The sequence below is a fragment of the Variovorax paradoxus genome (assembly GCF_030815855.1).
In the GTDB taxonomy this organism is placed as follows: Bacteria; Pseudomonadota; Gammaproteobacteria; order Burkholderiales; family Burkholderiaceae_C; genus Variovorax; species Variovorax paradoxus_M.
The window spans coordinates 142130-161366 of sequence record NZ_JAUSXG010000001.1 but is presented as its reverse complement, the minus strand read 5'-3'; the positions used below and the strand labels follow the sequence as shown (position 1 = coordinate 161366).

At 66.2% G+C, this 19237-nt stretch carries 16 protein-coding genes; 4 read left to right on the top strand and 12 right to left on the bottom strand.

What is annotated here, in order from left to right:
- Positions 1-39 precede the first annotated feature (39 nt).
- The 3 genes from pyrR to QFZ42_RS00755 are packed head-to-tail and all read right to left on the bottom strand — an operon-like array spanning position 40 to position 1585.
- Complete coding sequence (gene pyrR, locus QFZ42_RS00765; protein ID WP_307699116.1) at positions 40-537, bottom strand: bifunctional pyr operon transcriptional regulator/uracil phosphoribosyltransferase PyrR; 498 nt, start codon at positions 535-537, stop codon at positions 40-42.
- Positions 534-986: a Holliday junction resolvase RuvX gene (ruvX, locus tag QFZ42_RS00760; RefSeq protein WP_307699115.1), complete on the bottom strand. Its 453-nt coding sequence runs from the start codon at positions 984-986 to the stop codon at positions 534-536. The genes pyrR and ruvX overlap by 4 nt, the downstream gene beginning before the upstream one ends.
- Positions 986-1585, bottom strand: a complete 600-nt coding sequence (locus QFZ42_RS00755) for a YqgE/AlgH family protein (RefSeq protein ID WP_307699114.1) — start codon at positions 1583-1585, stop codon at positions 986-988. The genes ruvX and QFZ42_RS00755 overlap by 1 nt, the downstream gene beginning before the upstream one ends.
- On the opposite strand from QFZ42_RS00755, the gene QFZ42_RS00750 reads away from it, so the two are divergent.
- Positions 1586-3085, top strand: coding sequence for a cryptochrome/photolyase family protein (locus tag QFZ42_RS00750; RefSeq protein ID WP_307699113.1), 1500 nt, complete (start codon positions 1586-1588; stop codon positions 3083-3085).
- A 43-nt stretch (positions 3086-3128) separates the two neighbouring features.
- On the opposite strand, the gene QFZ42_RS00745 is transcribed toward QFZ42_RS00750, so the two are convergent.
- The 6 genes from QFZ42_RS00745 to QFZ42_RS00720 form a co-directional block, all read right to left on the bottom strand.
- Entirely contained in the window at positions 3129-9143 is a 6015-nt protein-coding gene (locus QFZ42_RS00745; RefSeq protein WP_307699112.1) for a hybrid sensor histidine kinase/response regulator, read from the bottom strand.
- 28 nt (positions 9144-9171) lie between these two features.
- Positions 9172-11502: a methyl-accepting chemotaxis protein gene (locus tag QFZ42_RS00740; RefSeq protein ID WP_307699111.1), complete on the bottom strand. Its 2331-nt coding sequence runs from the start codon at positions 11500-11502 to the stop codon at positions 9172-9174.
- Positions 11503-11545: 43 nt separating this feature from the next.
- On the bottom strand, positions 11546-12079 hold the full coding sequence (locus QFZ42_RS00735) for a chemotaxis protein CheW (protein WP_307699110.1): 534 nt from the start codon (positions 12077-12079) through the stop codon (positions 11546-11548).
- 19 nt (positions 12080-12098) lie between these two features.
- Positions 12099-12464 carry a response regulator gene (locus tag QFZ42_RS00730; RefSeq protein WP_307699109.1) on the bottom strand — a complete coding sequence of 122 codons (366 nt, stop codon included), beginning with the start codon at positions 12462-12464 and terminating at the stop codon, positions 12099-12101.
- Entirely contained in the window at positions 12464-12862 is a 399-nt protein-coding gene (locus QFZ42_RS00725) for a response regulator (RefSeq protein ID WP_126749384.1), read from the bottom strand. The genes QFZ42_RS00730 and QFZ42_RS00725 overlap by 1 nt, the downstream gene beginning before the upstream one ends.
- Before the next feature lie 83 nt (positions 12863-12945).
- The gene (locus QFZ42_RS00720) at positions 12946-13116 is read right to left on the bottom strand and encodes a rubredoxin (RefSeq protein WP_007838397.1); all 171 of its coding nucleotides are present in this window, start codon (positions 13114-13116) and stop codon (positions 12946-12948) included.
- Positions 13117-13227: 111 nt separating this feature from the next.
- Between QFZ42_RS00720 and thiD the strand changes: the two genes are divergently transcribed.
- Both thiD and hemL read left to right on the top strand, forming a co-directional pair.
- Positions 13228-14187 (top strand): bifunctional hydroxymethylpyrimidine kinase/phosphomethylpyrimidine kinase, encoded by a 960-nt coding sequence (thiD, locus tag QFZ42_RS00715; protein ID WP_307699108.1) that lies wholly within the window; start codon positions 13228-13230, stop codon positions 14185-14187.
- Positions 14187-15482, top strand: a complete 1296-nt coding sequence (gene hemL / locus QFZ42_RS00710) for a glutamate-1-semialdehyde 2,1-aminomutase (RefSeq protein ID WP_307699107.1) — start codon at positions 14187-14189, stop codon at positions 15480-15482. Before thiD ends, hemL begins: the two co-directional genes overlap by 1 nt.
- Before the next feature lie 100 nt (positions 15483-15582).
- Here hemL and purH read toward each other — a convergent pair whose 3' ends face one another.
- Genes purH through dusB form a run of 3 tightly spaced genes read right to left on the bottom strand, consistent with a single transcriptional unit; the run spans position 15583 to position 18525 of the window.
- Positions 15583-17190: a bifunctional phosphoribosylaminoimidazolecarboxamide formyltransferase/IMP cyclohydrolase gene (gene purH / locus QFZ42_RS00705; RefSeq protein WP_307699106.1), complete on the bottom strand. Its 1608-nt coding sequence runs from the start codon at positions 17188-17190 to the stop codon at positions 15583-15585.
- A 16-nt stretch (positions 17191-17206) separates the two neighbouring features.
- Positions 17207-17443, bottom strand: a complete 237-nt coding sequence (locus tag QFZ42_RS00700) for a Fis family transcriptional regulator (protein WP_028259705.1) — start codon at positions 17441-17443, stop codon at positions 17207-17209.
- A 23-nt stretch (positions 17444-17466) separates the two neighbouring features.
- The gene (dusB, locus tag QFZ42_RS00695) at positions 17467-18525 is read right to left on the bottom strand and encodes a tRNA dihydrouridine synthase DusB (protein WP_307699105.1); all 1059 of its coding nucleotides are present in this window, start codon (positions 18523-18525) and stop codon (positions 17467-17469) included.
- A gap of 182 nt (positions 18526-18707) precedes the next feature.
- Here dusB and QFZ42_RS00690 point away from each other — a divergent pair, with 182 nt between their 5' ends.
- A complete protein-coding gene (locus QFZ42_RS00690) occupies positions 18708-19178 on the top strand; it encodes a YqaA family protein (RefSeq protein ID WP_307699104.1) in 471 nt (156 codons plus the stop codon).
- The last annotated feature ends 59 nt before the right edge of the window (positions 19179-19237 follow it).

Sequence of the window (19237 nt, the reverse complement as noted above, 5' to 3'; positions counted from 1 at the left end):
CGGGGGGCAACGAATACACGAAGTGATGAGTGTGGGGGCTCACGAGTTCTCCTCCACTTTGAGACTGAAGGCGCCGTCGTCTGCGCGCGCGAGTGCGAGCAACTGCGTATCCGGCAGCGTGAATTCCGCGGCCGCGAAGTCGGCCGCCACCGGCAGTTCGCGCCCGCCGCGGTCGACCAGCACCGCAAGCCGCACGCAGGCCGGGCGGCCGAAGTCGAACAATTCGTTGAGCACCGCGCGAATCGTGCGGCCGGTGTAGAGGACGTCGTCGAGCAACAGCACGTCGGCGCCGTTCACATCGAAGGGCAGCGCGGTCTGCGCGCTGGCCGAGAGGCCGCGGCGCGCGAAGTCGTCGCGGTGCATGGCCGAGGAGATGACGCCGGGGGCGCCGGCCAGGCCCAGGTCTTTCTGCAGCCGCTCGACCAGCCAGGCGCCGCCGGAGGTGATGCCCACCAGCTTCGTCTCTGTGCGCATCAGCGCTTTCACGCCGTTCAGCAGCTCCTTGTAGAGCACTTCGGCATCGGGTATTGAACTCAAGGGAGACTCCTCAAAAATTGCTCCAGGATGATGCAGGCCGAAGCGGCATCGGCATCTCGCGCGCCGGAAGCCAGCGCTTCGGTGGTGCTGTAGCGCTCGTCGACCTCGAACACCTGCAGGTTGAAACGGCCGCGCAGCTGGCGCGCGAATTTCTGCGCTCGGCGGGTGTTCTCGTGCGGGGCGCCGTCAGGGTGGTAGGGCACGCCGACCACCAGTGCGTCGGGCTGCCATTCCTTGATGCGGGCCTCGACCTGCGCGAAGCGGGCGTCGCCCTCGGCCTTGATGGTGGCCTGCGGAGTCGCGGTGGCCAGCAAGCGATTGCCGCTCGCGACGCCGGTGCGCTTCAGGCCGAAGTCGAAGGCCAGGAAGCTCTGGAAATGGGAAGGAACGGCAACGGGAACAGAAGGAGAAGCGGCGGGAACAGGGGCGTCTGGCATGGCAGCGGCCATCAGGCGTGTCCCGCTTCCGGTGACAGTTTCCACGCTTCCAGGCCCAGCAGCAGCAGCGCCTTGTCGTAGCGCTGTTCGACCGGGGTATCGAAGATGACGGCCGGGTCGGCGCTCACGGTGAGCCAGCTGTTTTCGGCCAGTTCCGATTCGAGCTGCCCCTCGCCCCAGGCCGAATAGCCCAGCGAAACCAGCACCTTGCGCGGTCCGGCGCCGGTGGCCAGCGCCTCCAGCACGTCTTTCGAGGTGGTCATTTCGAGGCCGCCGGGAATGGTCATGGTCGAGGCATAGACCGATTCCTCGGGCTTCTCGGCATGTGAAAACACCGGCTCGTGCAGCACGAAGCCGCGCTCGGTCTGCACCGGCCCGCCCTGGAAAACGGGCGCGTCACCGAGTTCGGGGCGCGCTAGGTGGAGTTCGATCTTCTCGAACAGCACCTTCAGGTTGATGTCGCTGGGTTTGTTGATCACCAGGCCGAGCGCGCCGCGCTCGCTGTGCTCGCAGAGGTAGACGACGCTGCGGTTGAAAGTTTTATCTTCCATCCCCGGCATCGCGATCAGAAAGTGATGCGTGAGGTTCATCGGGGCAGAATCGGAAGCCATATGCCGCCGATTTTACTGGCCGTCGACAAGACCTATCCCAAAGGGCTCCTGTGGTTTCGCCGCGACCTGCGCGTGGACGACAACGCGGCGCTCTATCACGCCCTGCGGGCCTGCCGTCAGGTGGTGTGCGTTTTCGTGTTCGACCGGGCCATTCTGGACCCCCTACCCCGCGCCGACCGGCGCGTGGAGTTCATTCGCGAATCGCTCGTGGAGCTCGACGCCGAGCTGCAGGACCTGAGCGGCGGGCTGATCGTGCGCCACGCCGCCGCGGTCGAGGAAATTCCCGCTTTGGCGCACGAACTGGACGTGCAGGCCGTGTTCGCCAACCGCGACGACGAGCCCGATGCGCTGGCGCGCGACGCCCAGGTGCTCGGCGCCCTGGCGAATGCGGGCGTGGCTTTCCACACCTACAAGGATTCGACCGTTTTCGACCGCGACGAGGTGATGACCAAGGTCGGCCAGCCCTACACGGTGTTCACGCCCTACAAGCGGGCCTGGCTGGCCAAGGTCGACGCGTTCTTTCTCAAGTCGTACCCGGTGCGGGCCTACGCCGACGCCCTGGCACCGCCGCCCGAGGCGCAACGCGCGCCGGTGCCCTCGCTCGAGGAGATCGGCTTTCAGGAAACCAACCTCTCCGAACTCGAGATTCCTACCGGTACGCAGGGCGCGGCGGCGCTGTTCGAGGACTTTTTCCAGCGCATCGACCGCTACGACGCGGCGCGCAACTTTCCGGCGGTGCGGGGGCCGAGCTACCTGGGCGTGCACCTGCGTTTCGGTACGGTGTCGATCCGGCAGCTGGCGGGGGTGGCGCACCAGCTTTCGCTGCAGGGCGACTCGGGCGCTGCGACCTGGCTCAGCGAACTGATCTGGCGGGAGTTCTACTTCCAAGTCCTGGCGCACTTCCCGCACGTGCATTCGGGCGGCGAATCGAAGAGCTTCCGCCCTGAATACGACAAGATCCAATGGCACCACGGCAAGCACGCCGATCAGCTCTTCGAGGCCTGGTGCCAGGGCCGCACGGGCTACCCGCTGGTGGACGCCGCCATGCTGCAGATCAACCAGAGCGGCTACATGCACAACCGGCTGCGCATGGTCACGGCGAGTTTTCTCTGCAAGAACCTCGGGCTGGACTGGCGGCGCGGCGAGCGTTATTTTGCGCTGCACCTGAATGACTTCGAGCTCGCATCGAACAACGGCGGCTGGCAGTGGGCCAGCTCCAGCGGCTGCGACGCGCAACCGTATTTCCGCATCTTCAATCCGGTGACGCAGAGCGAGCGCTTCGACGCCGAAGGCAAGTTCATCCGCCGCTACCTGCCGCAGCTCGCAGGGCTGTCGAACGCCGCGATCCACGCACCCTGGACGGCCTCGCCGGTCGAACTGGAGGCGGCCGGCATCAAGCTCGGCGAGACCTATCCCCTGCCCATCGTCGATCACGCCGAGGCGCGCGAGAAAACGCTGCAGCGCTACGGCGTGGCGCGGGCCAAGGCGCTGCAAAAGTAAAGGGGCCCGTCGGGCCCCTTTACTGGTCGAGCTCCGGAGAGCGTCAAGCAGCAGCCGCCAATGCCGGTTCGCTGGTGTACGCACGCACCAGGCGCAGCAGTTCGTCTTCCGAGTAGGGCTTGCCGAGATAGTGGTTCACGCCCAGCGTGCGCGCGTAGTCGCGGTGCTTCTCGGCGATGCGCGAGGTGATCATGATGATCGGCAGACCCGCCATCGACTCGTCCGCGCGGATGTTGCGCGCCAGGTCGAAGCCGTCCATGCGCGGCATTTCGATGTCCGACAGCACCACCGCCGGCCGCTCCTGCTGCAGCCGTTCGAGCGCCTGCAAGCCGTCGGCCGCGAGCGACACACGATAGCCTTCGCGCTGCAGCAGGCGCTGCGTGACGCGGCGCACCGTGATGGAGTCGTCGACCACCAGCACCAGGGGAACCTGCGGCACCGGAGGTGCCAGCATCGGCAACGGTTCCTGCGGTGCACCGTGCTCCGCATCGGCCGACGCGGCGTGTGCGGACACCGCCAGCGCGGCGGCCTGGCGCATGCGCGCCTGCTCGCCGTGCACCGCGGCCAGCGCCACCGGGTTGTAGAGCAGCGCCACCGCGCCCGAAGCCAGCACCGAGATGCCGGCCAGACCCGGCAGACGCGCAAGCTGTGGCCCGAGGTTCTTGACCACGACTTCCTGGTTGCCCAGCACTTCGTCCACGTGCAGGCCCACCCGCTGCGCGGCGCTTCGCACGATCACGACGGTGTTGTTCTTGCTCGAAGAATGCGCGCTGCGCGCCGAGGCCTGCAGCAGCGCGCCGGCCCAGTAGAAGGGCACCTGTTCGCTGCCGAACGGATGGCTGTTGTGCAGGTAGGCCGCTTCGAGCTCGGTGCTGCTCACGCGCTGCACCAGCTCCACGAGATTGGACGGCACGCCGATCGACACGTCTCCGGCGCGCAGCATCACCACGTGCGTCACCGCGGTGGTGAGCGGCAGCACCAGCTTGAAGGTGGTGCCTTGTCCGGCCGTGCTGTGCGTTTCGATGCGGCCGCCGAGCGCCGCGATTTGCGCGCGCACCACGTCCATGCCGATGCCGCGGCCGGCCAGTTCGGACACCTGCCCCGCCGTCGAGAAGCCGGGCTTGAAGATCAGCTCGGTGGCTTCTTCGGGCGACAGTTCCTGGTCGGGCCCCAAGAGGCCGAGGGTGCGGGCACGCTCGGCGATGCGCTTGTGGTCCAGGCCGGCTCCGTCGTCGCGGAAGCTCACCGAGACGTCGTTGCCTTCGTGGTGCAGGTCGATCACGATCAGCCCGCTCGCGTCCTTGCCGGCCTTTTCGCGTGCAGCCACGTCCTCGATACCGTGCGCCACGCAATTGCGCAGCAGGTGCTCGAAGGCGGGCGTCATACGGTCGAGCACGCCGCGGTCCATTTCGATGGAGCCGCCGACGATGTCCAGGCGCACCTGCTTGCCGGTGTCTTTCGACGCCTGGCGCACCACGCGGTAGAGGCGGTCGGAAATGCCTTCGAACTCCACCATGCGCGTGCGCAGCAGGCCGCGCTGCAGTTCGCGCGTCTGGCGCGCCTGCACGCTCAAGTCGTCTTCCGTGGCCTGCACCGTCTTTTGCAGCGTGCGCTGCACGGTGGCCACGTCGTTCACCGACTCGGCCATCATGCGCGTAAGTTCCTGCACGCGGGTGAAGCGGTCGAACTCGAGCGGGTCGAAGCTCTGCTGCGAATCCTTGGCTTGCGCCAGGCGGGATTGCATCTGGCTTTCGGCCTGCACTTCGATGTCGCGCAGCTGCTGGCGCAGGCGGTCGAGGTTGCCCGTCAGGTCGGAGAGCGAACCGCGCAGCTGACCCAGTTCGGCTTCGAGGCGCGAGCGCGTGATGATGACCTCGCCGGTCTGCGCCACCAGGCGGTCGAGCAGCTGGGTGCGGATGCGAACGGCCTGGGTGGAAGCCGTGCGCAACGGCGCGAGCAGTGCAGGTGCCGGCCGCGGGAATAGCGATGGTGCGACGGCCGTCTCCGCGGCGCCTGCGCCCTGGTCGCCATCGGCAGCGGTTTCGTCATTGGCGGGCACGCCGGATTCGGCGGCAACCTGCACCAGCTGAACGCCCGGCACGGCGGTGGAGGCCGCCACCACGAGCTGGGCCACTTCGGCCTGGGTGGCATCGTCCGCCGCGCGCAGCGCGTCGAAGGTGGACTGCAGCGCATCCAGGCGCGTGAGCAGCTTTTCGATTTCGACCCGGTCGGCACCGCCCTGGGTGCCCAGGACTTCGATCTCGGACTCCATGCGGTGCGCCCGCTCGCCAAGGCGCATGGCGCCGGCCAGCCGGGCGCTGCCCTTGAGCGTGTGCAGCGTGCGAAGCACGGAGGCGCGCGGTGCGCTGTCGTCGGGATGGTGTGCCCACTGGCGCAGCGCCTGACCCAGCTGGGGCAGCAATTCCGCAGCCTCTTCCTCGAAGATCGGGAACAGGTCGACGTCGACCGCATCGGCCAGGTCGATGGCATCTTCGGAATCGTCCAGCGCCACGTCGGCCACGCTGTCGGTGGACACCATGTGCTGGAGCGGCCGGGTCTCGACCCGGGCGGCCGCCTCTGGCGGCATGGGTGCTGCAGCGATGTCGCGCAGCGCCTGCAGCGTTCCTTCGGAAGGTTCGCGCAGGAAACCCACGGCGAACTGGTGCAGCAGGCGGCGCAGCTCATCGGCCGCGGCAACCAGCACCACGCCCTGTTCGCGCGTACCGCTGCCCTGCATCTGCAGATGCTGGAGCGCGGCTTCGAGCAGGCGGGCCATGCCCGAAAGGCTATGGAAGCCGACGGTGGCCGAGCTGCCGGCCAGCGAATGCGCGAGCGCAACGGTCGAATCCGGCAGGCGCTCGTGCGATTCGAGTGCCCACTCGCCGACGTCGGTGGCCAACTGCCTCGACCATTCGTCGGCCTCGTTGAGGTAGACGTTGTAGAGCGCAATGCCGATGCGCAATGGTCCGATGACCTTGACCTGGTCGTCCGCACCGGAGGGAGCAGCGGCTTCGGCCGTTTCCTGCACCTCGGGTTCAGGTTCGGGTTGCGGCGCGTCTTCGGCAGCTGCAATCGTGTCTGCAACCACCACTGGCGGTTCGACAGGCTCCGCCGCTGCGGCGGGCGTTTCGGCCACGGCTGCGGCGGGTTCTTCCGGCTCCAGCAGGAACGCCGGTGCGGCAGCCACGGGCTCTTCTTCGACGGGCACGGACACAGGCACGGCCGGGGCAAGGGCTGCGGGCTCGCTGTCCTTTGCCAGCGAAGGCTCGGGTGCCCAGTCCAGGTCGGGCAGTGCCGTCGGCGTTTGCAGCAGCTCAGGCGTGGCGACGGGTGCGGGTGCTGCCTTCTCGGGCGCCAGGAAATCGAAATCTCCGCTGCCGGTCAGCACTTCGAAAGACTCTTCCGGGCTCGGCTTGGTATCGAAGTCGAGGAAGTCGGTCGATGCGAAGTCATCGTCGGTTTCGTGCCTTGCGGGCTGCTCCAGCGCCTGCACCGGCAATTCGAAGGCCGGTTCGGGGGCGGGTGCAGGCTCCGGCGGCGCGGCGGGAGCCAGCGACAGGTCGGGCAACGGCGGGAGCTCAGGCAACTCCGGCATCGGCAGCGAGGCGGCCACAGGCGGCTCCGCGGCAATGTGACGCGCCGCCACTGCAAGAGCGTCCGCATCGGCGCGCGGTGGTGCGGTCGGCACGGGCTCGCCGGCCAGCAGGGCGTTGGCCACGCGGCTGAAATACGACGACTGCCAGCTGTGCTGGGCGCCCGAAGCAATGGCTTCCACCCATTCGCTGAATTCGCCGAGCGCATTGCGGGTCGCGGAAAGCAGCTCGGGCGTGGCATCGCGCTGATCGGCCAGCCAGGTGTTCAGCACCTGCTCGAACGACCACGCGGCATCGCCGAAGTCGGTCAGGCCGACCATGCGCGAACTGCCCTTCAAGGTGTGGAACGCGCGCCGCAGGATGGTGAGTTCTTCGGTGTCGTCAGGGTGGCCGCCGAGTTCGTCGATGGCGGCCAGGCCGTTCTGCACCACCTCGCGGGCCTCGTCGAGGAAGATGTTCTGCAGGTCGTCTTCTTCGAGCTCGGTCACCTCGGTGTCGGGCAGCGCCGCGGGACCGGTGATCTTGTTCGTCCAGCTGTCGGCCTTGCGGCTGAATTCCTCGATGGGCGAGACCTTCGCCTTGCGGTTGGGCGTGGCGAGCGCGGCGAGCTTCGAGGCGATCTGTGCGTCGACCTCCTCGATGCTGAGCACGGCTTCTGCGCCTGCAGGCTTGCCGTCCGCCACTGCGACATCCGCGGGGCCGCTGTCGGCGGCCTGGCGGCCCATCAGCGGCTTGAGTTCGCCGGCTTCGGTATCGAACACGAACAGGCGCTTGGCGAGCGCCGGCTGGTAGCCCAGCATATCGATCAGGAAGCCGAGCGCGCCCAGGTTGTTGCCGAGCGCGTCGAAGCTGTGCATTTCCTCGACAGGCGATGCGTTGCCCACCAGCATCTGCTCGACCTCGTCTCGCATGCGCTGAACGGTGTGCGCGGCCTGCTCCAGGCCCAGCACCGAGAACACGCCGCGCATCTGCAGCAGCTGGCTCGGCACGGTGCGCAACAGCGCCTTTTCGGCGGGACGGCGGAAATACTGGTCGAGCGACTTCTCGAGTTCGCTCAGGTGGCTGCGCAGCTCGTCGACCACCGTACCCATGGTCTGGCGATCGCTCACGCGGCGATACAGGTCTTCCATCCAGGGCTCGAGCGGCTCCGAATGTCCGCCTGCGCGCACGCGTTCGATGCGGCCGGCCAGCTGCAGGGTGCGGGAGGTGAGTTGCGGATCGCTCGGGTCCAGGTCTTCGAGCGCGGCTTCCAGGTAGAGCACCGAGGTCGCGACTTCCATCGCGAGTTCGGTGTCGGGCGGCTGGCCGGATTTCAAGGACGCTTCGACCGCATGGGTCAGCGCCTGCACCATCGGCAGGCTCGGCGGATGCAGCTTCTGCAGCGATTCGCCGAGCTGCGCGAAGGTGTCGGCCACCTGGCGCGTGCGGGTGGCATCGCCGCCCGAGAGCGCCGACCACATTTCCTTGGCGGTTTCGATGCGCTTGCGCGCCTGCGTGAGCACCAGCGGATCGAAGCGGCCGAACTGCTCGACGGCGTAGTCGATGTACGGCTCGCCCGCGACGCCCCAGGCGGTTCGCACGGTGCGCAGCGTGGCGGCGTCGTCGCGCGCGGTGGGCACGGCCTGCGCGCAGAAGAACAACAGGTCCTGGCCCAGCCGGTCGGAAACGGTGCTGTCGCCGCGCGCCAGCGTGGCGTATTGCAGCAGCACGCGCGAGGCGGCGCGCTTGACATAGGAATCGGCCGGAATCAGTTCCAGCGCCAGGGCCTCAAAGAAGCCCCCGGCCAAGGTCCAGAAACTCGCGACGCGGGGCAGCAGCGCACCGCGCCCGAGCCCCAGGCACAGGGCCTGCAGCCGGCGCGCGGCTTGCGCGTCGCCGGTCTTGACCAGCTGCAGCACTTCGCGGTCGAGCCGCGAACGCACCGCCGGGTCATAGGCCAGGGCAGCCTGCGTCAGCGCGGGACGGACTTCGACCCAGCGCCAGGCAATGCTCCAGAGGTCCGCCGGATGAACGCGCTCGTTGCCGACCAGTTCGAGCACGTCGCGGTATTGAGGAAACAGCGCCACCGACGAGACGGGCTTGCCGGCCAGCAGTGCGTTGAGGAAATCGACGACGGCAAAACCGGCACGCTCGATCTTCTGAACCGCGCTGTCGGTGCAGCGCTGCGGTTCGGCAATGAAGCCCTGAACCGCGAATTCGATGGAGCCGAGCACCAGCGCCGGGGCGGTGTTGCCCACCATCTGCAGTGCACCGACGGATTGGTGCAACTGCTGGCGGGCCATTTGCAGCGGGCCACTCTCGAGTTCCGAGGTATTGCCCACGTCGTGCACGAAGCGCCGCAGCGACTTGGCAACGCTGTCGAGGGATTTCTGGATTTCTCCCAAGACCCAGGCCAGCGGCCCAAGGTCTTCGGTGGCCGGCACGTTGCCAGCGAGGGGGGCCGTGGCAGGGTTTTGAATCGACACGTTGGATGCTCGCCGTTCTTATCTCTTGTCAGGCAATTTTGAAACGGGCAACGGAACGACGCAGTTCTTCGGCCATCTGCGAAAGCTCGCGCACCTGCTGGGCGGTGGTACGGGTACCTTCTCCGGTCTGCTCGGTCACTGCAAAAATGTGCTGGATGTTGGCGGCCACCACGTTGGCCGAATCGGCTTCGCGGGAGGCGGACTGCGAAATCTGCTCGATCAGCTCGGCAAGGCGGCGCGACACGCGGTCAATCTCGGTCAGTGCGGTACCTGCATTGTCGGACAGCTTGGCCCCTTCGACCACACCCTGCGTGGAACGCTCCATGGCGCCCACCGCATCCTGCGTGTCGGTCTGAATCGCCTTCACCAGCGCCGAAATCTGGCGCGTGGCGTCCGCGGAGCGTTCAGCCAGCCGCTGCACTTCTTCCGCCACCACCGAGAAGCCGCGACCGGCTTCACCGGCCGATGCGGCCTGAATGGCGGCGTTCAGCGCCAGCACGTTCGTCTGTTCGGTAATGTCCGAGATCAGCTCGGTGATTTCGCCGATCTCCTGCGAGGATTCGCCCAGGCGCTTGATCCGCTTGGAGGTTTCCTGGATCTGGTCGCGGATGGAGTTCATACCGCCGATGGCGTTCTGCACGGCCTGCAGACCGGAAGAAGCAGCTTGCAGCGACTGGCGCGCCACCGTGGCCGACTCTTGCGCTTGCGAGGACACGCCGTTGATTCGCTCGGCCATGGTCAGCACCGACTGGCCGGTTTCGCGAATTTCGCGCAACTGTTCGGTCGAGGCGGCGAGCAGCTCGGTGGAGGTGCTTTCCACCTGCGACGTCGTCTGCGCCACGCGGGTGGCCGTGTTCTGCACGTTGCCCACCAGCAGACGCAGTTCTTCCACCGTGTAGTTCACCGAGTCGGCAATGGCGCCGGTGATGTCCTCGGTCACGGTGGCTTCCTGCGTCAGGTCGCCTTCGGCCACTGTCTGCAGTTCGTTCATCAGCCGAAGAATGGCGGCCTGGTTGGCGTTGTTGATGCGGCCGGCCTCTTCGGAGGTCTGCTCCGCAGCCAGACGTTCGCGTTCGGCGTTGGCGGCACGTTCGCGGCCTTCGCGCACCTGCACGAAACCGATGGCGCCGGCGAGGGCCAGGGCGGCCAGCGAGAGCACGAACAGCAGCACGATCGTTCCGGCGCCCAGGCCGGTGCGCGCGGAGAGCTTGTCCTGCAGCTCGCCGAGCGATTTGCGCAGCGGCTCGCTGTCGGTCAGGATGGAAGCCTGCGCTTCACGCGCGGCCACCAGGCCCTGCAGGTTGCCCAGAATGGCGGAGGCCTGCGTGCGCATCTGCTCGTAGGTCTTCAGAATGGCTTCGAGCTGCTGGCGGGTCTGCGGGTCTTTCGAGCCGGGGAAGCGCTGCTGCGCATTGCCGTCGAGCAGGCCGCGCGTGGTTTCCTGGAAGGTGTTCAAGTCCTTACCGAGCAGGAACACGGCGTCCGGGTTCACGCCTTCGACCGTGAAGAATTCATTGGTCGACTTGCCGATACGCTGGGTCAGCATCACGAGCTGGCCGGCGGCGGAAATTTCGGGCAGCGTGGCGTTCTGCTGCATCTTCAGCGACGCGACGGTTTCCGTCATTTCGAGCAGCGCGGACGATTGCTGGTTGATGTCGCGCAAGGCGGCACCCACCTGGGTCAGGATCTGGCGCTGGGACAGCACGACCTTGGCGCTGGCGTCGGCACGGGCGACCAGCGGGTTGATCTTGCCCATGTCCTCGTCGTACTGGTTGCCCACGCGTTCGAGGCGCAGCGCATCGTCGCCGTTGGTCAGGCCCTGCACGCGGCGCGTGAGGTCGTCGGCGCTGTCCTTCACTTCGACGAAGGCGGGCGCGCTGCCCACGAGAGCCTGCGAAATCGATTTTGCGAGACGCTGCGACTGCATCAGCGACTGGCCGGTGGCCGCCACCTGCTGCGCGAGACGCTCGGCGCGAAGAATCGCGGAGCCGGCCACCAGCAACAGCAACAGCACCACCACAGCCAGCAGGATGGCCAGTATCCGCTGCTGACGCGCCGGCCTGGAGCTCGCTTTTGCGGCCGCGGCTTGCGCCTGGGCAGCGTCGAGCGCGCCCGCACCGGCCTCGTTGGCCGCTTCGCCGCTGGTCAGCGCGCCGCCATCGGCAAAGCCGGTGGGCGCGGGATCGGCGGGGGCATTTCGGCCTTGTTTCCGGGCCAGCCGGACGGTCTTTTCTTCCAGCGCCTGGACCGTGTCGACATTGTCGAGCGACAGGGTGGAACCGGAGCCGTCGACGCGGGCCTTGTCGTTGCCGCTGTTGGCGGGCAGTAATTTCTTGAACTTGTCGGCGATCGAGCTCACGGTCGGTCCTTCAGGGTGGTTGTCTTCGGGCTGTGCGAAAGCACTAGGCGCCAATACTCAAAAACTGGGGTTGCTGCGAAAGCGCCTGCAGGTTGATTTCCTGCCAGCGCTCACCCGCCGCATCGGTGTACAGATGCCCAAGCCAGGCAGGTGCTTCTGCGCTTGGCGGCTCCGCGGCCGTGAAGGCCTCGGCGCCGCGCAACCCCGCCAGTCGGTCGACCAGCAATGCGCAGTTGACTTCGAGCAGCTCGTTGAGGGCAACGAGCCGCGATTGCATGCGGGCCGCCTCTGTGGCGAGCGGACCGCTTGAAACGCCCGTGGCGAATGCCGACAGCTGCACCACGCCAAAGAGGCCGCCGCGCAGGTTGGCAACGCCCAGGAACCAGGGCTCCGTGTACGGCACGGGCTGGGGGGGCGTCCAGGGGAAAATTTCTCCCGCGTGGCCGAGAGGAAAGAGGTACTTGCCCTCGCCCGCCTCGACCGCGAGCCACGTGGCGGCGACGCCGGTCGTGCGTGCGGCCTGCAGGCGGCTTGCAAGCCGGGACTGGAAGGCTCGGAGAGCGTCGCGATTCGCCATGGACTGAGTCGGCTCCAGTTCAGGCGAGCGCGGTGATCTTGGACATCAGGTCGGCCTCGTTGACCGGCTTCACGATGTAGTCGCGCGCGCCCTGGCGCATGCCCCAGACGCGATCGGTCTCCTGGTTCTTGCTGGTGCACAGGATGATCGGGATGGTGCCGTACTTCGGGTCGCGGGCGATCGCGCGCGTCAGCTGGAAGCCGTTCTGGCCGGGCATGACCACGTCCATGAGGATCAGGTCGGGCTGCTCTTCCTCGAGGCGGCGCATGGCGTCTTCCGCGTTTTCGGCGGTCTTGACGGCAAAGCCGTTCTTGCGGAGCAGGTCGGACAGGAACACCAGTTCCGTCTTGGAGTCGTCGACGACGAGGATTTTTCGAATGGGCATTACTGCACTTCCTGTTGAACAATGCCAAACTGCTGCACGGCCTGCAGCAGCTGGTCTTTGGTGAAAGGTTTGGTCAGGTAGTCCTGCGACCCGACCATGCGGCCGCGAGCCTTGTCGAAGACGCCGTCTTTCGAAGAGAGCATCACGACCGGAACATTGGAGAATTGAGCGTTGCGCTTGATGATGGCGCAGGTCTGGTAACCGTCCAGGCGAGGCATCAGGATGTCGCAGAAAATCAGATGCGGCTTGTGATCGTTGATTTTCGAGAGCGCGTCGAAGCCGTCCTCCGCAAGAAGAACCTCGTGCCCGCCCTGCTTCAGAAATATTTCGGCACTGCGCCGGATCGTATTGCTGTCGTCGATGACAAGCACCTTGTAACCTGATCCATTCGGCCCCATTGCACACGCTCCTGCTGAAATGCGACTTGGATGCCCGCCGCGCCGTACATCGACGCAAATCGCGTAGCCCTATGCCATGCTCTTCAGATTTCAACCATTTCGAAGTCTTCCTTGCGCGCACCGCACTCAGGACAGGTCCAGTTCATCGGAACATCGGCCCAGGCCGTGCCTGCTGCGATGCCGTCCTCCGGTACACCAACCGCTTCGTCATAGATCCACCCACAAATCAGGCACATCCAAGTTTTCGTATTCATCGGAGCTTAAAGTCCTTGTTCATTAAATGCAACGAGTGTATCTATGCGTATCTCACTGGCAGACGGTAAACGTCGCGCCTATGCCACCATCCAGGGGATTTTGCCCGGCGTATGACCATTTACTTACATCCAGCAGACAACGCCCGCAAACCGGGCGATCTTAACGACCCCTCGGCGGACGCTGAAGAGGTCGCCGAGCGCGACCTGAATCCGCCCTGCGTGCTGGTCTTCAACGCCAGCGATCCGAGCGGCGCCGGGGGCCTGGGCGCCGATGCCCTGGCCATGGCGTCGGTGGGCGCTCACATGCTGCCGGTGGTGACGGGCGCCTACGCCCGCGACACGGCCGAGATATTCGACCATTTCGCCTTCGACGAGGAGGCCGTGGCCGAGCAGGCGCGCGCCATCCTCGAGGACGTTGAAGTGCAGCTCATCAAGGTGGGCTTCGTGGGCAGTCCCGACACCCTGAGCACCATTGCCGAGACCGCCTCCGACTACCCGGAAGTGCCGCTGGTGGCCTATATGCCCAACCTTTCCTGGTGGGACGAAAACCTGATCGAGCCCTATCTCGACGCTTTTCGGGAGTTACTTCTTCCCCAGGCCACAGTGTTGGTTGGAAACCACAGTACGCTGTGGCGGTGGCTGCTTCCCGACTGGAGCGGCGACCGTCCGCCCGGCGCACGCGACATCGCCAAAGCCGCTGGAGAGTTCGGCGTGCCCTACACCCTGGTGACCGGCATGGTGCTGCCCGACCAGTTCATCGACAACGTGCTGGCCTCCCCGCAGTCGGTGCTCGCCAGCGAGAAATACGAGCGGCTCGAAGCCGTTTTCGCCGGCGCCGGCGACACCCTGTCGGCCGCGCTGGCCGCCCTGCTCGCGAGCGGCACCGACCTGGTGGCCGCCACCACCGAAGCCCTAGCCTACATGGACCGCTGCCTCGATGCGGGCTTTCGGCCGGGCATGGGCCACGTGCTTCCCGACCGCCTGTTCTGGGCCGAACCCGAAGAGGACGATGACGAAGACCCCGACGCCCCCCCAGACTTTGCCCTGCCCCCTCACGACACCCGACACTGATGCCTACCGCTGACCAAAACGACATTCTTTTCGACCGCGCCCGCGCCGTCATTCCCGGCGGCGTCAATTCGCCGGTCCGCGCCTTCAAGGCCGTGGGCGGCACGCCGCGCTTCATCCGCCGTGCCGAAGGCGCCTACTTCTGGGACGCCAACGACAAGCGCTACATCGACTACATCGGATCGTGGGGCCCGATGATCCTGGGCCACGGCCACCCGGCGGTTGTCGAAGCGGTGCAGAAGGCCGTGCTCGAGGGCTTCTCGTACGGCGCGCCCACCGAGCGCGAAATCGAGCTGGCCGAGGCCATCCTCGCGCTGGTGCCCTCGATGGAGATGGTGCGGCTCGTGAGCTCGGGCACCGAAGCCGCCATGAGCGCGCTGCGCCTGGCGCGCGGCGCCACCGGCCGCAAGCACATCATCAAGTTCGAAGGCTGCTACCACGGCCACGCCGATGCGCTGCTGGTGAAGGCGGGATCGGGCCTTGCCACTTTCGGCCATCCCACCTCGGCCGGCGTGCCGCCCGAAGTGACGCAGCACACGCTGGTGCTCGAGTACAACAACATCGCGCAGCTTGAGGAAGCCTTCGCGCTGCACGGCAACGACATCGCCTGCCTCATGATCGAGGCGATTGCCGGCAACATGAACTTCGTGCGCGCCGCGCCCGAATTCGCCCAGCGCTGCCGCGACCTGTGCACGCAGCACGGCGCGCTCCTGGTGTTCGATGAAGTGATGACGGGCTTTCGCGTCGGCCTGAACGGCGCACAGGGCGTGCTGGGCATCACGCCCGACCTCACGGTGCTCGGCAAGGTCATCGGCGGCGGCATGCCGCTGGCGGCTTTCGGCGGCCCGCGCGCCATCATGGAACAGCTCGCGCCGCTCGGCCCGGTCTACCAGGCGGGCACGCTGTCGGGCAACCCCGTGGCCACGGCCTGCGGACTCGCCACGCTGAAGGAAATCGCCAAGCCCGGCTTCTACGAGGCGCTGTCGAAGAAAACGCAGTCGCTGGTCGCGGGCCTCAAGGCCGCCGCCGCGGCCGAAGGCCAGCCCTTCAACGCCGACAGCGAAGGCGGCATGTTCGGCTTCTTCCTCATGAACGAGCTGCCGCAGAACTACGCCACCGTGATGACCACCGACAACGCGAAGTTCAACGCGCTGTTCCACGGCCTGCTCGACCGCGGTGTGTACATTGCACCGGCGCTTTACGAAGCGGGTTTTGTAAGCGCCGCGCACAGCGACGATGACATTGCCGCCACGATCGAGGCCGCGAGGCAGATCTTCAAGGCGTCCGGGACCCATTAAGGCCGAACCTCCGGCCAAGAAAAAAGGCCGGGCTGTCCGCCAGCGAAACGCTGGCGAGCAGCCCGGCCTTCGCCCAGACGGGCGCACGGGGCGTTGGCGTTCAGTGGCGGAAGTGGCGCACGCCCGACAGCACCATGACCACACCACGCTCGTCGGCGGCATCGATCACTTCCTGGTCGCGCATCGAACCGCCGGGCTGAATGACGCAGCTCGCGCCGGCATCGACCACCACGTCGAGCCCGTCCCGGAACGGGAAGAAAGCATCGCTCGCCACGGCCGTATCTTTGAGCGACAGGCCCGCATGCTCGGCCTTGATGCTTGCAATGCGCGCCGAATCGAGGCGGCTCATCTGGCCCGCGCCCACGCCCATGGTCATGCCGCCGGCGCAGAACACGATCGCGTTGCTCTTCACGTACTTGGCAACCTTCCAGGCGAACAGCAGGTCTTGCAGCTGCTCGGGCGTGGGTTGCTTCTTCGTGACCACCTTGAGGTCGCTTGCCGCGAGCTCGTGGTTGTCGGCGGTCTGGATCAAGAGACCCGATCCGACGCGCTTGACGTCCATCGCGTTGCGGCCGTTGTCCCAGTCGCTGGCACCGCCCTTGGGCAATGCGATTTCGAGCACACGCACGTTGAGCTTGGCCTTGGTCGCCTGGAACACCTCGAGCGCCTCGGGCGTGTAGCCCGGTGCCATCAGCACTTCGACGAACTGCTTGGCAATGGCTTGTGCGGTTTCGCCATCGACCGGGCGGTTGAACGCGATGATGCCGCCGAAGGCCGAGGTCGGATCGGTCTTGAAGGCCTTGCCATAGGCTTCGGCCGCGTCCTTACCAACCGCAACGCCGCAAGGATTGGCATGCTTCACGATCACGCAGGCGGGCACGTCGAAGCTCTTGACGCATTCCCATGCCGCGTCGGCATCGGCGATGTTGTTGTAGCTGAGCTCCTTGCCCTGCAGCTGCTTCGCGGACACGAGCGAGCCGGGTGCCGGATGCAGGTCGCGGTAGAACGCCGCCTGCTGGTGCGGGTTCTCGCCGTAGCGCAGGTCCTGCACCTTGACGAAGCGGCCATTGCTTTGCGCCGGGAACAGCGAGCGCGTGGGCGAAGGCTGGCCGATGCTGGCGTCGAAATCGATGGCGGAAAGATAGTCGCTGATGGCGCCGTCGTAGTCGGCGATGCGGTTGAACGCTGCCACCGAGAACGCGAACTTGGTCTTGTCGCTGAGCTTACCGCCGGCCTGGAGCTCGGCCAGGGCCACGGGATACTGCGAGGCGTCGGTCAGCACGCCGACGTCCTTCCAGTTCTTGGCGGCGCTGCGCACCATGGCCGGGCCGCCGATGTCGATGTTCTCGATCGCGTCCTCGAGCGTGCAGCCCGCCTTGGCCACCGTGGCTTCGAACGGATAGAGATTAACGATCAGCAGGTCGATGGTGTCGATGCCGTGTTCCTTGATGGCCGCCACGTGCGCGGGCAGGTCGCGGCGCGCGAGCAGGCCGCCGTGGATCTTCGGATGCAGCGTCTTCACGCGGCCGTCGAGCATTTCGGGAAAACCGGTGTGGTCGGCGACTTCGGTCACCGGCAGGCCGGCATCGGCCAGCAGCTTGGCGGTGCCGCCCGTGGACAGCAGCTTGATGCCCAGCGCATGCAGCGCTTGCGCGAATTCGAGGATGCCGGTTTTGTCGGAGACGGAGATGAGTGCGGTCTGGGCCATGGAATATGCCGTGTAGTTATTTCAAAAGTTTGTGTTCAACCAGCTTCTTGCGAAGCGTGTTGCGATTCAGGCCCAACCATTGCGCGGCTTTGGACTGATTGCCTTCGGCGCGCGTCATCACGACATCGAGCAAGGGTTTCTCGACCACGCGCACGAGCATCTCGTACATGCCGTCGGGCTCGGTGCCGCGCAAATCGCGAAAGTAGCTGTCCAGACTGTTGCGAACGCAGTCCTCGATGTGTTTCTTGCTCATGCTTTTTCTTCTCTTCTTCTCTCTCAATCAGCGGCGCAAGCCGCCTCCTCTTCACCGGACAGCTCTTCGGCCGCCTGGTACACGGGCATGCGGTCCATGCGGTCCGCCAACCCGTCTAAATAATCGCCCACCGCACGCAGTTGCGCAACGGAGTCTTCGATGACGTTCATCTGCGCGCGGAAGGCTTCGCCGTCAGGAAGCGTACGCACATACCAGCCGATGTGCTTGCGCGCGGTGCGCACGCCACTGAACTCGCCATAGAGCGCGTAGTGCTCCACCAGGTGATCGAGCAGCAAGCGGCGGACCTCGACGACAAGAGGCGGCGCAAGATGCGTACCCGTTGCCAGGAAATGAGAAATCTCGCGGAAGATCCAGGGCCGGCCCTGGGCTGCGCGGCCGATCATCACCGCGTCGGCGCCGGTGGCCGCGAGCACGTCGCGCGCGTTCTCGGGCGAACGGATATCGCCGTTGGCCACCACGGGAATGCGCACCGCGGCCTTCACGGCGGCAATGGTGTCGTACTCGGCGCGGCCCTTGTAGCCCTGCTCGCGGGTGCGGCCGTGCACGGTGAGCATCTGCACGCCGGCCGATTCGAAATCGCGCGCAAGCTTGACCGCATTGCGGTGCTCTTCGCTCCAGCCGGTGCGCATCTTGAGCGTGACCGGCACATTGAAAGGTTGCGCCGCATCGACCACGGCCTGCACGATTTCCAGCGCCAGCGGCTCGTCGCGCATCAGCGCCGACCCGGCCCATTTGTTGCAGACCTTCTTGGCCGGGCAACCCATGTTGATGTCGATGATCTGCGCACCGCGCTCGATGTTGTAGACCGTGGCCTCGGCCATCATGGCCGCATCGGTGCCGGCGATCTGCACCGCAATGGGGCCGGGCTCGCCGTCGTGGTTGGCGCGGCGCGATGTCTTGAGCGTGTTCCAGAGCTCCTTGCGCGAGGTGACCATCTCGCTGACCGCATAGCCGGCGCCGAGTTCGCGGCACAGCATGCGGAACGGCCGGTCCGTCACGCCGGCCATGGGCGCGGCGAACAGGCGGTTTTCCAGCGTGTGGGTGCCGATCTGCAAGGTCATGGAGGAGAAAGCGTCGCGAGTTCGGCTGCTGAAAAATGAGGCACGATTGTAGCCACGCGCGATTTCGGTGACTGAAACGATTTGCGCCTGCGGTACAGGCGTAAACACCAGCCTTCGGCGGCGCCTTCTCCGACCCGACGGACGAAGCGGGCTACCTATACTGCGTCGACCCATTTCACCTTATGCAAGCCTGGCTCGACGCTCTCCTCGCGCTACTCGCGCTTCCGCAGTTCGGACTCTCCACGCTGTTCATCGCGGCCTTCGTCTCGGCCACGCTGCTGCCGGTGGGCTCGGAGCCGATTCTTTTCGGCTTGCTCAAGCTCAATCCCGACATGTTCTGGTCGGCCATCGTCGTGGCGACAGTGGGCAACACGCTGGGCGGCGCAGTCGACTGGTGGATCGGCTACGGCGCCCACAAGGTCGCAGACAAATACTCGCACTCGAAACATCATGTGCGCGTATTGAGCTGGCTGGAGCGGCTCGGCCCGAAGGCCTGCCTCTTGAGCTGGCTGCCGATCGTGGGCGATCCGCTCTGCGCGGTCGCGGGTTGGCTCAAGCTGCCGTTCTGGCCATGCCTGGGGTACATGGCCATCGGCAAGTTCCTGCGTTATGTGTGCATGACCGTCGCGCTGCTCTATATCTTTCCGGGGTAGCCGCCGCCCGGCTTCCGGGGGCCGTGCGCAGCGCTCTCCGCGCGAAAGACGCGAAGCCC

Bases quoted from the DNA above. Each gene is read 5' to 3' on its own strand.
- ruvX (WP_307699115.1), bottom strand. From the start codon at position 986: ATGGCCGCTGCCATGCCAGACGCCCCTGTTCCCGCCGCTTCTCCTTCT.
- QFZ42_RS00755 (WP_307699114.1), bottom strand. From the start codon at position 1,585: ATGGCTTCCGATTCTGCCCCGATGAACCTCACGCATCACTTTCTGATC.
- dusB (WP_307699105.1), bottom strand. From the start codon at position 18,525: ATGACCTTGCAGATCGGCACCCACACGCTGGAAAACCGCCTGTTCGCC.
- purH (WP_307699106.1), bottom strand. From the start codon at position 17,190: ATGGCCCAGACCGCACTCATCTCCGTCTCCGACAAAACCGGCATCCTC.
- hemL (WP_307699107.1), top strand. From the start codon at position 14,187: ATGCCTACCGCTGACCAAAACGACATTCTTTTCGACCGCGCCCGCGCC.
- QFZ42_RS00725 (WP_126749384.1), bottom strand. From the start codon at position 12,862: ATGGGGCCGAATGGATCAGGTTACAAGGTGCTTGTCATCGACGACAGC.
- QFZ42_RS00750 (WP_307699113.1), top strand. From the start codon at position 1,586: ATGCCGCCGATTTTACTGGCCGTCGACAAGACCTATCCCAAAGGGCTC.
- QFZ42_RS00735 (WP_307699110.1), bottom strand. From the start codon at position 12,079: ATGGCGAATCGCGACGCTCTCCGAGCCTTCCAGTCCCGGCTTGCAAGC.
- QFZ42_RS00730 (WP_307699109.1), bottom strand. From the start codon at position 12,464: ATGCCCATTCGAAAAATCCTCGTCGTCGACGACTCCAAGACGGAACTG.
- thiD (WP_307699108.1), top strand. From the start codon at position 13,228: ATGACCATTTACTTACATCCAGCAGACAACGCCCGCAAACCGGGCGAT.
- QFZ42_RS00700 (WP_028259705.1), bottom strand. From the start codon at position 17,443: ATGAGCAAGAAACACATCGAGGACTGCGTTCGCAACAGTCTGGACAGC.
- QFZ42_RS00690 (WP_307699104.1), top strand. From the start codon at position 18,708: ATGCAAGCCTGGCTCGACGCTCTCCTCGCGCTACTCGCGCTTCCGCAG.
- QFZ42_RS00720 (WP_007838397.1), bottom strand. From the start codon at position 13,116: ATGAATACGAAAACTTGGATGTGCCTGATTTGTGGGTGGATCTATGAC.